The 12635-nt window shown below is 75.7% G+C and carries 10 protein-coding genes; 6 read left to right on the top strand and 4 right to left on the bottom strand.

The genetic code is table 11. The annotated features are described in order from the left end of the window. Positions 1-6: 6 nt before the first annotated feature. From AC0OO9_RS17405 to eccCa, 3 genes are all read right to left on the bottom strand, one after another. Entirely contained in the window at positions 7-300 is a 294-nt protein-coding gene (locus tag AC0OO9_RS17405) for a hypothetical protein (protein ID WP_484511146.1), read from the bottom strand. Positions 301-317: 17 nt separating this feature from the next. Further along, positions 318-740, bottom strand: coding sequence for a YbaB/EbfC family nucleoid-associated protein (locus AC0OO9_RS17400; RefSeq protein WP_421457021.1), 423 nt, complete (start codon positions 738-740; stop codon positions 318-320). Between the two features lie 95 nt (positions 741-835). Then, positions 836-4798, bottom strand: a complete 3963-nt coding sequence (gene eccCa / locus AC0OO9_RS17395; RefSeq protein WP_484511145.1) for a type VII secretion protein EccCa — start codon at positions 4796-4798, stop codon at positions 836-838. A gap of 168 nt (positions 4799-4966) precedes the next feature. On the opposite strand from eccCa, the gene eccD reads away from it, so the two are divergent. Continuing rightward, positions 4967-6364: a type VII secretion integral membrane protein EccD gene (eccD, locus tag AC0OO9_RS17390; RefSeq protein WP_357580319.1), complete on the top strand. Its 1398-nt coding sequence runs from the start codon at positions 4967-4969 to the stop codon at positions 6362-6364. Between the two features lie 23 nt (positions 6365-6387). On the opposite strand, the gene AC0OO9_RS17385 is transcribed toward eccD, so the two are convergent. Beyond that, on the bottom strand, positions 6388-7461 hold the full coding sequence (locus AC0OO9_RS17385; protein WP_484511144.1) for a type VII secretion protein EccE: 1074 nt from the start codon (positions 7459-7461) through the stop codon (positions 6388-6390). A 259-nt stretch (positions 7462-7720) separates the two neighbouring features. Between AC0OO9_RS17385 and eccB the strand changes: the two genes are divergently transcribed. From eccB to AC0OO9_RS17360, 5 genes are all read left to right on the top strand, one after another. Next, entirely contained in the window at positions 7721-9277 is a 1557-nt protein-coding gene (gene eccB, locus AC0OO9_RS17380; RefSeq protein WP_484511143.1) for a type VII secretion protein EccB, read from the top strand. A 133-nt stretch (positions 9278-9410) separates the two neighbouring features. Next, a complete protein-coding gene (locus AC0OO9_RS17375) occupies positions 9411-9779 on the top strand; it encodes a hypothetical protein (RefSeq protein ID WP_484511142.1) in 369 nt (122 codons plus the stop codon). Next, on the top strand, positions 9772-11022 hold the full coding sequence (locus AC0OO9_RS17370) for a WXG100 family type VII secretion target (RefSeq protein WP_484511141.1): 1251 nt from the start codon (positions 9772-9774) through the stop codon (positions 11020-11022). The genes AC0OO9_RS17375 and AC0OO9_RS17370 overlap by 8 nt, the downstream gene beginning before the upstream one ends. A 190-nt stretch (positions 11023-11212) precedes the next feature. Beyond that, positions 11213-11608, top strand: a complete 396-nt coding sequence (locus tag AC0OO9_RS17365) for a hypothetical protein (RefSeq protein ID WP_484511140.1) — start codon at positions 11213-11215, stop codon at positions 11606-11608. A gap of 207 nt (positions 11609-11815) precedes the next feature. Continuing rightward, positions 11816-12634 carry a hypothetical protein gene (locus AC0OO9_RS17360; RefSeq protein ID WP_421457015.1) on the top strand — a complete coding sequence of 273 codons (819 nt, stop codon included), beginning with the start codon at positions 11816-11818 and terminating at the stop codon, positions 12632-12634. The last annotated feature ends 1 nt before the right edge of the window (position 12635 follow it).

Here is a 12635-nt window from a genome sequence, read left to right as displayed (position 1 = left end):
GCGAGGTCACTTGACCACCCAGGGCTGGTCCGACTTCTCCCAGTTGAGCGCGCTCTGTTCGAGGTTGGCGGCGGCCCTCTCCAGGTGCTCGACGCCGGTGCGCAGGTTGTCGAGGTGGCCGTCGACGGCATCGTTGTGCGCGCTGACGGCGGACAGGCCGAGCAGCGTCATGGACATGCCCGACAGCTTGACGCCCTCCAGCGCCCGCTGCGCGTTGCGCAGGTAGGCCATCGGGCCGTCGGCGGCCGCGAGCTTCTGCCCGGCCTTGCGGATGGCGTCGACGTCGGCGACGTTGGCCACGGGACCCTCTCCTCTCGTCAGCCGCGCAGCCGGCGCAGCGGGTCGTTGAGATCGACCCCGAACTGCTGGAACCACTCCTCGGGGGTGACCTTGCCCGCCTCGGCCCGCCGGACCAGGTCGGCACCGCCGAGCATCTCCTCCAGCAGCTCGCGCTGCCGCTCGGCGTGCGCCTCGTAGGCGGCGTCGATGGCGGCCTGGAGCGACTCGGCCAGGCTGAAGCTGTCCAGCCGCATCGCCCGGGCGTCGATCTGGATGTCGCCGACCTTCATGTCGCCGTCGACGGTCACCTGGACCAGGCCGTCCGGGCTCTCCCCGACGACCCGCAGCTCGGCGCGCTGCCGCTGGAAGTCCGCGAGCCGGCGCTGCTGCTCCTGCGCCTGGCGCAGGATGCCCTCCAGGCCGGCCCCGCCCATGCCGCCGGGCGTCCACGATGTGCTCACAACGGTCCTCTCGTCGGCTGCGACGCTCGTGCCGCAGGTTACCGGATGCCGTCACACCCGGGCGGTCCCGCCGACCGCCGCATCGGCGGACGACCTCAGGCCGGCTCCGACCAGGCCGTCTGGATGAGCTGCTGGCCGTCGCGGCGGCGCACCAGGGTGCCCCGGCCGGGCGGCTGCGGGCTCGGCCGCAGCGTGCCGAAGACCGCGCCCTCCTCCCGGTTGCCGGACATCAGCAGGCCGGGCTGGTCCAGCTCGCGCAGGCGTTGCAGGACCGGCTCGTAGAGCGCCCGCGCCACGCCACCCGCCCGCCGGGTGACGATCAGGTGCAGGCCGATGTCGCGGGCCTGGGGCAGCAGCTCGTGCAGGGCGCTGAGCGGGTTGCTCCCGCCCGAGGCGACCAGGTCGTAGTCGTCGACCAGGATGTAGAGGTCCGGCCCCTTCCACCAGCTGCGGTCGCGCAGCTGCGCGGTGGTGACGTCCGGGCCGGGCAGCCGGTTGGACAGCGCGCTGCGGATCGAGGCGAGCCCCTGCGCGAACACCTGGTTCGACGGCGCGTAGTCGAGCAGGTGGTCCCCCTCGACCGCACCGAGCAGCCCGCGCCGGTAGTCGGCGATGACCAGCCGGGCCTGCGCCGGCGTGTACCGCTCCGTGATGCCCCGCGCGATCAGCCGCAGCAGGTTGGTCTTGCCGCACTCGGCGTCGCCGAAGACCGTCAGGTGCGGCTCGTTGGCGAGGTCGAGGTAGACCGGGGCCAGCGCCGACTCGTTGACGCCGATCGGCAGGCCCGGCGCCGAGCGGTCCACGACCCGGGCCAGCTCGCTGAGGGACAGCCTGCGCGGCAGCAGCCGTACCTTCGGCGCCGGCTGGCCCTTCCATGCCTCCGCGACGTGCCGGGACAGGGCGATGGACGCCTCGGTCAGGTCGTCGATGTCGCGCCGGCCGTCGATCCGGGAGATGGCGGTCAGGAAGTGCAGCTTGTCGCGGGTCAGGCCGCGGCCGGGCGAGCCGGTCGGGACGTTCGCCGCCGCCCGCCGGTCGATCTCCGACTCGTTGGCGTCACCGAGACGCAGCTCCAGCTTCGTGCCGAGCAGGTCCCGCATGTTGATCCGGATCTCCGCCCACCGCACGGCGGTCAGCACCACGTGCACGCCGAAGCCCAGGCCACGGTTGGCGAGGGTGGTGATCGTCTGCTCCAGCTCCTCGTACTCCTGGCGCAGGGTGTTCCAGCCGTCGACGACGAGGAAGACGTCGCCGAACGGGTCGTCGGCGAACTCGCCGGCCGCCCGGCGCCGGCGGTAGCTCGCCACCGAGTCGATGCCGTGCTGGGCGAACCGGTTCTCCCGCTCGTCCAGGACGGCCACCACCTCGGCCACCGTACGGCGTACCGCCTCGGTGTCCCGCCGCCCGGCCACGCCGGCCGTGTGCGGCAGCCCGTCCAGGCTGCGCAGCGCGCCGCCACCGAAGTCCAGGCAGAAGAACTGCACCTCGCGCGGCGTGTGGGTGAGCGCGAGCGAGGCGAGCATGGAGCGCAGCATCGTGCTCTTGCCGCTGAGCGAGGCGCCGACGATCACCACGTTGCCGCCCGCGCCGGCCAGGTCCACGAGCATCGGGTCACGGCGCTGCTCGTACGGCCGGTCCACGATGCCGACCGGGGCGGCCAGCCGCCCGCGACCACGCCACGAGGCGGTGCAGAGGCCGTACCTCGGGTCGACGCTCAGCGGCGGCAGCAGCTCGCCCAGGCCCGGCGGCTCCGCCAGCGGCGGCAGCCAGACCTGGTGCGCCGGGCGGCCCCGCCCCTTCAGCCGGTCGATCAGCACGTCCAGCATCGCCACGGCCTTGCCGTCGGCGGGCTGCTCCGGCTCGGGCGCGTCCGGCACCGGCAGGGTCGGGTTCTGTACCGGTACGAAGTCCACCCCGTACCGGACGATCCGGCGCTGCACCAGCGCCCGCGACGACGCGGCGGCCTGCCCCGGGGCCCGGTACGGCCCGGACACGTACGCGGCCCGGAACCGCAGCATGGTGCTGGTGTCGGTCTTCAGGTAGCCGTGGCCGGGGGCGTTGGGCAGCTCGTACGCGTCGGGCACGCCGAGCACGATCCGGCTCTCCACCGCCGAGAAGGTACGCAGACCGATCCGGTACGACAGGTGGGTGTCGAGGCCGCGCAGCTTGCCCTCCTCCAGCCGCTGGCTGGCCAGCAGCAGGTGCACGCCGAGCGACCGGCCCAGCCGCCCGATCATCACGAAGAGGTCGATGAAGTCGGGCTTCGCGGCGAGCAGCTCGCTGAACTCGTCGCAGATGATGAGCAGGCTGGGCATCGGGTCCAGCGGCTCGCCGGCCGCCCGGGCCTTCTCGTAGTCGTAGCGGGAGACGTAGTTGCCGGCGGCCCGCAGCACCTCCTGGCGGCGGGTCATCTCGCCGGCCAGCGCGTCCTTCATGCGGTCGACAAGCGGCAGCTCGTCGGCCAGGTTGGTGATCACGGCGCTGGTGTGCGGCAGCGCGTCCAGCGAGGCGAAGGTGGCGCCGCCCTTGAAGTCGACGAGGACGAAGTTGAGCTCCTCGGAGGAGTGCGTCACCGCCAGCGCGCCGACGATCGTACGCAGCAGCTCGCTCTTGCCGGAGCCGGTCGCGCCGATGATCAGGCCGTGCGGGCCCATGCCCTCGTGCGCGGACTCCTTGAAGTCCAGCTCGACCACGTTGCCGTCCGGCCCGACGCCGAGCGGGATGCGCAGCCGGTCGCGGTGGCTGCGCGGGCGCCACGTCTGCTGCACGTCGACGGCGGCGGCGTCGCCGACGCCGAGGAGGTCCGGCAGCTCCATGCTCTTCGCCAGCGGCTCCTCCGACGTGGTCTGCTGCTGCGACAGCCGGTACGGGGCGATCTGCCGGGCCAGCCCCTCGGCGGCGGACTCGGTGAGCCGGTCCGGGCGGCCGAGCCGCGACGAGGACGTGCCGCGGACCAGTTCGAGGGAGCTGCCGTCGCCCACGTCCAGGCAGAGCAGCCAGCGCCCGGCGTCCCGGGGCACGGTGCCGGAGAGGTCGATCACGGTCGCGCCGAGCAGCCCCGGCCCCATGAGCTGGCAGGCCGCCGAGACCTCGCCACCGTCGATCACCACCACGAGGTGCGCCGCGCTGGTCAGCGGCTTCGCCTCCGGCGCGAACCGGGGCCGGCCGGCCAGCTCGCCGGCGAGCGCCTCCTCGGCCTCGGCGAGGCTCGCGAAGACCATCCGGCGGGCGCCCGCCGCGTCGGTCCGGGCGCTGTGGTGGTTGTGCGGCAGCCACTTCACCCAGTCCCAGGACGGCTGCCGGTCGGGCGCGGCGACGATCGCGACGACCATGTCGTCCGGGGCGTGGAAGGTGGCGAGCTGGCCGAGCGCGGCCCGCGTCAGGTCGAGCACCGGCTCCCGGTCGCCGCGCAGCACCACCCGGCTGAACGCCCGCACGGAGAGCGCGGTCGGCAGGTCCGGCACGCTCGAGTGGGCGCGGACGAAGCGCCGCAGCGCGATGGCGCTCATCGGCTCCAGGTCCTCGACCGGCTTGGTCTCCGGCGGGACGATCTCCACGGCCAGACGCTGCGGGCCGGTGGCGATCCGGGTCTCGCCGAAGTCGTCCTCGGTGATCCGCCGCTCCCACAGCCGCCGGGAGGCGGCGATCGACCAGAGCGCGTCGGGCTCCGGGTGCCGCCAGGCCATCGCCGCCCGCTGCTGCTCGGCGGCGCGCCGGGTGCGCTTGCGCATCTGGGCCAGGTAGCGCATGTAGTCGCGCCGATCGGCGTTGAGCTCCGCCTTGTCGTTGTTGCCGTTGCTCAGCGACCCGATCGCCATGCCCAGCATCGAGACACCGAAGAGGCCGCCGGCGATGTACGTCATGGTGCCGCCGCCCCGGCCGGCGTAGAGGAACGCCATGGCGCCCACGCCGCACACCATCGGCAGGATCATCAGCAGCTGCCCCATCCCGCGCGGGGTGGGCTCGGGCAGCTCCGGAGGCGACTCCAGCAGCACCTCGCCTCGCGGCAGCGCAGGCCCCGGCTGACGCGGGAGCCGGCGGAACACCACCGTGCTCACGGCTGTCTCCTCCCCAGAAGCGGCCCTGATGAAGTTCGGCGAGCGACCGGAGTCGTCGGGTGGGCATCGTACGTGCCCGCCATCGTAGGTAATCTCCCGTGGGCGTCAGGAACCCGTGCGTCGGCACCGCCGGCCAGGGGTGATCGTAGAGAGCGCGAGGAGGCCACTGTGGCGACGAAGACGGCGACCGGCGGCCTGAGCCGGATCACCATCGTGGCGCCCCGCACCCGGATGGACCTCGCGCTGCCGTCGGACGTACCGCTCGCCGACCTGCTGCCGACCCTGCTCCGTTACGCGGGTGAGGACCTGGCCGACGAGGGGGTGCGGCACGGCGGTTGGAGCCTGGCCCGGCTGGGCGGCCAGCCGCTGGACGGCGGCCGGACCGCCACGCAGCTCGGCGTCCGCGACGGTGAGGTGCTCTACTTCAACCCCCGGTCGGCCACCGCGCCGGAGATCGTCTTCGACGACGTGGTCGACGCCGTGGCCACCGCCACCAACCAGCGCCCGGGCGCCTGGCAGGTCGGCACCACCCGTTCCTTCGCGGTGCTCTTCGCCGCCGCGGCGCTCGGCGCCGGCGCGCTGGCGGCGCTGTTCACCGGGCCGCCACACCTGCCGGGCGCGCTGGCCGCGCTGGTCGTCGCGGTCGCCCTGGTGGTCTCCGCGGCCGTGTTGTCCCGGGCCGCCGCCGACAGCGCGACCGGGTCGGTGCTGGGGGTCGTCGGCCTGGCGTACGCGGGCGTCGGCGGCCTGCTGCTGCTCGCAGGCGACCGCCCGCTGACCGGGCTGGGCGCCCCGCACGTGCTTCTCGGCGCCACGGCGGTGGTGCTCTGCGCGGCGGTGGCCGCGCTGGCCGTCGGCGACCGGCTTCCGCTCTTCTTCGGCGCGGTCGCGGTCGGCGCGGGCACCGGCCTCGGCGCGGTGGTCAGCCTGGCCTTCGACACCGACGCGCCGGCGGCGGCGGCCGTCGTCGCCGCGGTCGCGTTCGGCGCGGTGCCGGCGCTGCCGATGGCGGCGTACCGGCTGGCCCGGCTGCCGGTGCCGTCCATCCCGACCGGCCCCGACGACCTGAAGAGCGACACCGAGTCGGTGGACGGCCGGCAGGTCCTCCAGCTCAGCGAGCGGGCCGACGGGTTCCTGACGGGGCTGCTCTGGACGGTGTCGCTGCTGGTGCTCGGCGCCCAGGTCGTGCTCGCGCTGCACGGCAGCCTGCCGGCGGTGCTGCTCTGCCTCGTGCTGGCCCTGCTGTCGCTGCTGCGGGCCCGGCCGTTCCTGGGCCGCGCCCAGCGCACCCCGGTGCTCTTCGCCGGCACGGCCGGGCTCGGCCTGACCGCCGCCGCCACGTTCGGCAACGGCTCGACGGCGGTACGCCTCGGCCTGATCCTCGGCGGCCTGGTGCTCGCGGCCGTGGTGAGCCTGATCTACGGGCTCACCGTGGCCGGCAAGCGGATCTCCCCGGTCTGGGGCCGGCTGCTCGACATCGTGGAGATCATGCTGATCATCGCGCTGGTCCCGCTGGCCTTCTGGGTCGTCGGCCTCTACGGCTGGATCGTCAACCTGCGGCCCTGACCCGCGCTCGGCGTTCCCGGTCCTCAGTCGGTCGGATGCAGGGTCGTGATCGTGGTGGCGGCCGGGGCGGTCGCGTAGACGCCGGGGCCGTGCTGGCCGTCCACGGGGCGGGCCGGGGCGCCGGATCGGCGGGCCACCTCCCGTACCGCCTTGACCAGCGCCTCCACGTGGTCGTCGGGCGCCGCCACCCGGAGCATCGGCGGGGCGACGCGCCCGCCCGGCTGCACCACGACGGCCAGGGTGTGCGAGGGGGCGGACGTCGCCGTCACCGCGTCCACCAGCGGGCCGAACGGCGCGTCGGCCCGGGGCCGCAGGACCAGGCAACGCTGGGTCCAGCCGCCGCCGCGCAGCCCCGTCCAGGTCTCCGCCGGCGGCGTCGGCGCCAGGTCCAGCCCGGCCGCCGAGACGACCGCCGCGCGCAGCTCGTCGCGGCTGAGGGGGCGGTGGGCGAGCCCGGCCGCGGTCAACGCCTTGCCCAGCCGGCCGATGCCGGCGGAGAGCGTGCGGTGCACGCCGGGCATGCCGCCGCCCCGGCTGACGGTCTCGACGCGGGCGTCGCGTACGGAGAGCCGCAGCGCCAGCCAGACCGTCCGGTGGGCCGCGGGCGGCGCCCCCGGCGCCGGGTACCAGACGAGGGTGTGCGAGACGACCTGGGCGCGGGTGACCGGGCCGGTGAAGTCGGCGAGCACGCGCAGCGCCCGGTCCAGCACCGACGCGTCGACCGATCCGGCGGGCGCCCCGGCGTGGCCCTGCAACGCCACCGCCGCGAACCAGCCCTGCGCGTCCTGCCCGATGCCGAGGCGGGTGCCGCGGTCCGTGAGCTCGGTCACAGTCAGCTCCGGGGCCAGCGGCGCCAGCCTGGGGTCGGCCCCGCCGCCCGCCGCGACGGTGCTCCTGGCCGCCTCCCGACGCCGCCGCAGCCGCCGGCGCAGCAGCAGGTCCTCGTACCACCAGCGGCCACCCCGGCGGGCGAAGACCGCGCCCACCACCGCCAGCGACAGCACCCCGACGGTGGGGGCCAGCCAGACCGGCCCGCCCAGCGCCGCCCAGACGGCCAGGGCGCAGAGTTCCAGCACCACGAGCTGCCCCACGGCCACGGGCCCGATCCGACCACGGCCGCGCCGGTCGGCCGGGACGACCGGCCGCTGGGCGCCGCCGGACGGCTGCGGTGCCGGACGACCGGGTGGCGCCTGAACCTGCGTCATCGCTGACAGTCCCTTTCTGGACGGCGGAGCGTCCGCCGGATCGGGTCGGGCGCTGGTCCCGGTGACCCGTCGACGGCCCCTTATCGTAGGGAAGCCCGCGACACCGACTCGGACCTGCTCGTCGCGGACCCACCCCCGCCGGAGGTAAGTCATGCGGACCCGCCGCGACCAGGTGCAGGCGTACCGCTTCGTCACCCGCCGGATCGTCTCGGCGCTGCTGTCGGGCGACCCCGAGACCAGCAACCTGCCGATGCGGCGGCTCGGCATGGCGGTCTTCGGCAGCGTCATCGCCGCGGCCGTGGTGCTCGGTGGCGTCGGCGCGTACGGGCAGTTCACCGGCAACACGGCGCCGCTGGAGCCGAACACCCTGGTGATCGAGCGGGAGACCGGGGCGACGTACGTCTTCGTCGACGGGCAGCTGCACCCCACCCTCAACTACGCCTCCGCCCGACTGATCATCAACGAGCCGGCCCCGCAGGTCCGCACGATGTCCCAGGCGTCGATCCGGGACCGGCCCCGGGGTCGTACGGTCGGCATCGTCGGGGCCCCCGACGCGCTGCCGGACCGCAAGTCCCTGACGGGCCTGCCCTGGTCCGTCTGCGACGTCCCGGACCCGGCCGATCCCCGCCGCTCCGGCACGCGGGTGGTGATCGACCGCCCGCTGCCCGGTGGTGCGCCGCTCGGCGACCGGGCCGTGCTGGTGGAGGCCGACGGCCAGCGGCACCTGCTCACCGGCGACCGGCGGTTGCAGGTGACGGGCGGCGACTCCGCGCTCGCCGCGCTGCGGATGGCCAACGCGCCCCGCCTGCCCGTGGGGCAGCAGCTGCTCAACGCCGTGCCGGCCGGGCCGGTCATGCGGCAGCCGACCATCGCCGGCGAGGACGAGGCCAGCACCCTGACCGAACGCCCGGCCAAGGTCGGTCAGGTCTTCCGGGCGGCGGGCCAGCACTACGTGCTCACCCGGGAGGGCCTCTCCGCGATCGGCGAGATCAGCGCGCTGCTGCTGCTGCGCGACGGCGGCCAGGTCACCGACATCACCCCGGCGCAGGCCGGCAAGCTGCTGACCGACCAGCGGGCGGAGGAGGCCGGGATGCCGCAGGCCCTGCCCGCGCTGCACCCGGTCACCGCGGGCCGGACGGCGGTCTGCGCGACCTACCGGGCGGGCGCCGACGGCGGGCCGCCCACCACCACGCTGGAGGTCTTCGACCGGGTGCCGGCGGAGCTGGCCGCGCCCGGTGGGGTGCCCGTGCGGCAGAGCGCGCGCGACGGTGTGCGTACCGCCGAGGGCGTGCTGCTGCCCGGCGGCAAGGGCGTGCTCGTGCAGGCCACGCCCGGGGCCGGCGAGAGCGGCGCGGCCACCCCCGGCGCCACCGTCCACCTGATCAGCGCCCAGGGCGTCCGCTACCCGCTCGGCGTCGGCGCCATGTCGGCGCTGGGCTACGAGGGGGTCACCCCGCTGGCCGTACCGGCGTCGCTGCTGGCCCTCGTGCCCACGGGGCCGACGCTCTCGCGGGACGACGCGCTCGCCCACTTCGCGCCCGGCCCCGCGCCGTCGGCCCCGGCGAAGCCGCCGGCCGGCGCGGCGAAGCCGACGGGCAGCCCCGGGCCGGAGCGGTCCGAAACGCCGGTGACGCCCTCCGGGCAACCGGCGTCGGACGCGCCGGCCTCGCCGGACGGCTCGTCCGCCAGCCCGGGAGCGGACGGCTGAGTCGGCCCGCCCGCGAGCGGGGCCGGCCCCGCGCGTGACGGATCGACGCCGGTGGCGGGTCGCCCGCGTCGCACCCGTCGACTAACCTGAGCCCTGCCAACGGTTATCGACGATGACGTACGGGGATGCTGCCATGACCGGGCGCACGACAGTCGACCTGCTGTCCCTGGAAGACTTCCACCAGAAGTTGGCCAACCGGCTGACCGAGGCGGAGAAGGCGTTGCGGAAGCTGAGCACCGAGATGCAGTGCCGGCCCCCGGCGCTGGGCTCGTTCGCCGACGCCACCGAGAACTCCCGCCGCTACTCCGAGATCCACCAGTCCTACGTGGACCAGGTCGACCGGCTGCGTGCGGCGGTGAAGGCCGCGCAGAGCGCCACCGCGACGATCCTGGCCAACTACCGCACCGCCGAGGAGCGCAACGCGGCCAACTCCGCCGACATCGCCGCCGCGCTGGCCGGGGTGGACGACGCGTTGAAGCGGAAGGAGGATCCGCGTGTCTGAATACACGCAGCGCTACCAGCACGTCAGCCACCAGCAGCTCTACGACGCGGTGATGGCCGGGCAGCCGGGCCAGATCGACGGCGTCGCCGCGCAGTGGACGGCGCTCAAGGGCATGCTCGACGGGCTGTCCCGCGAGCTCAGCGGCGACCTCGACAAGCTCGCCAACACCTGGACGGGCTCGGCCTCGCAGGAGTTCCAGCGGCGGTTGACGCTCGTCACCGACTACGCCGACAAGCTCGGCGAGGGCATGGCGGACGTGAGCCGGGGCCTGACCCTGATGTCCGGCGAGCTGCGCACCGCCCGCGAGCAGGCGGAGAGTCCGGCCGAGACCGACGACCACGACCAGGCGCTCTCCGGCGCGGCCAAGGGCGCCGTGTTCGGCGTGCCGGGCATCGTGGTCGGCGGGCTGCTGGGGCACCAGCAGGACAAGGCCGAGCAGGAGAAGGCCCACCAGCGCATGGTCAACGTGGTGGCCGAGCTGGCCGCCGGCTACGACCTCTCGGCGTACGGCCGGCTCGTCCCACCGCCCCAGCCGCATCCGGACATCCCGGGCACGACCAGCCGCGATTCGACGCCCCTGCGCAGCGGCCCGGGCGCCAGCACGCCGACGGCCGCGCCGAGGACCTCAGGCCTCGCCGGGCAGCCCGGCGGCGCCACCGTCGCGGCCCCCGACCGGCCGAGCTCCGGACCGGACGGCGGCGCGACCGGGACGCTCATCCCGGGCGCCGTCGGCGGCGGGCAGCCGGGCGGCGGCGTGACCGGCGGCGTGACCGACGGCGTTCCCGGCGGCGTCCCGGCCGGCACCTCCCTCGCCGGCGCCACGGTGCTGACCGGCCCGCCCCCCACGACGGGTCCCGTCGGGCTGGGCGGCACCTCGACGGCCTCGGCCGGTGGGCCGGGTCTCCAGTTCGGACCGGCGGGCGGCGTGCTCGGCACCGGGGCCCTCGCCGCGAGCGGCACCGCACCGGCCTCGGCGGTCCGGTCCGCCGGCGGCACTCCGGTGGCGGACAACCGGTCCGCGACCGGGATGGGCCGACGCTTCGACAACGGCGCACGACAGGGCGGCGACCGGGCGGCCAGCGGGACGGGACGCGGCGGGGCGGGACGCCCCGGCGTCCTGGGCGGCACCCGGGGCACCCACGACGACGACGCCGACGGCCGCCTGACCTGGCTGACGGAGGACGACATGGTCTGGGGCGACGGCACCGCCGCCGCTCCGCCCGTGCTCGGCACCGACAGCTGACGCGCACCAGCACGACGACGGCCCACCCGGCGGGCGTACCAACGGGTGGGCCGTCGCACGTGCGGCGTCGGTCGCGGCGGGCGCGGTCGCACCCGCCGCGACGATCCTTTTCGGACATCGTGGCGGCGGTCACCCGATCCCGGGTCGTCGGTGCGCTGCACGAGCCCGGCCCGGGCGATAGGTTGGACGGGTGCCCTCCGTAGCGTCCGTCGACCCGTTCTGGTCGGTGACGCTGCGCTCCCTGCGTGAGCTGACCCGGCTGGCGGTCGCCGCGCTGGTGCTCGCCGTGGGCCTCGGCGGCGCGACCGCCGCACCGGCACCGTTCGCCGCCGGCCCGGCCGCCGTCACCGCCCCCGTTCCGGCCGCCGTCACGGCCGCTGGTCCCGCCGTCGCGGGCGCCCGGCTCACCCCACCGCTGTCGCGCCGCGAGCCGGTGGCCGAGCGGGCAGACGGCTTCGCCGCCCCGCCGGCAGTCCGGCGCGACGACACTCCGGCCGCCGCCGCCGTGGCGGTCGCCCGCCCGGACGGCCCCGCCCGCGACCCCGGCAGGGGCGTCCCCGCCCGGCGCGGTCCGCCCGCCGCCTGAACCGTCGGCCACCGGCTCCGCATCCCGGGCGACGGACGGCGACGGACCGCCGGCACGCGCGTCCGTCCGCCCCGTGCCCCCGGCAAACACCCGTCGCCGGAGCGGCCACCGCCGCGGTACGCCCGCACGCGCGCCCACGATGCCCACCCGCCCGTACGCCGGGCACAGACCCTGTCGATTCCCTCGATCGACCGCGAGGTGCTGACCATGGAAAACGTGTTCTCGTCCGTCCTGCTCGACGTGCCCCGGGCCGCCGTGATCTGGCTGAGCCTGCTCGGGGTCGTCGCCGTCACCGTGGCCGGCCTGCTGCTGCGTCCCGGCCGCCTCCGCTTCGACGCCGGCTCCCGCATCCGGCGCGCCGCGATGCCGAGCGAGTTGGAACGGGTCGAGGAGGAGCGCGAACGTTCCCGGTACGCGGGGGAGGTCTCGGTCGCCGCCGAACGGGCCGCCACCACCGCCGCCCGCCTGCGGGCCGAGTGGCTGACCGCGCAGGAGGAGGTCGAGGCGGCCTGGCAGGCGTACGAGGCCGCCGAGGCGGACGTGCGCCGGCTGGCGGTCGCCGAGGCGATGCCCCTTCCGCGTACCGTCCGGACGCCCGCCGAGTATGCCGAGCGCGAGCGCTTCCTGCACCGGGCCGCCCTCGACGCGTACTGGCGCAAGGAGTTGTCGGTCGAACAGCTCAGCGACGTCTTCGCGCACCGCGACGGGTGGGACCCCCGGCTGCACCCGGTCGAGCAGGAACTGGTGCTGCGCCGGGCGGTACGCGACAACCTGCTCGCCCGGCAGCGGGCGGCCCGCGAGCGGGAGCAGGCGGCGTGGCGGGCGGCCGAGAACGCCGCCGAGGCGGCGCGCAGCCTGCGGGACGAGGCGTTCGCCGCGGTCAACCGCCGTCCCGAGGAGTCACAGTCGCTGCTGCCGCTGGTCGAGGGCGCCGGGGCGGCGGAGCAGACCCGGGAGTTCCCGGCGCTGACCGGCCGCGAGGTGCCATCGGTGGCCCGGGGCCGGGCGGCGGTTCCCGCGTACTGAC

This window comes from Micromonospora sp. USAFONa4 (assembly GCF_057197825.1).
The sequence above is the reverse complement of the archived record's forward strand: the minus strand, read 5'-3'. Positions and strand labels throughout refer to the sequence as shown.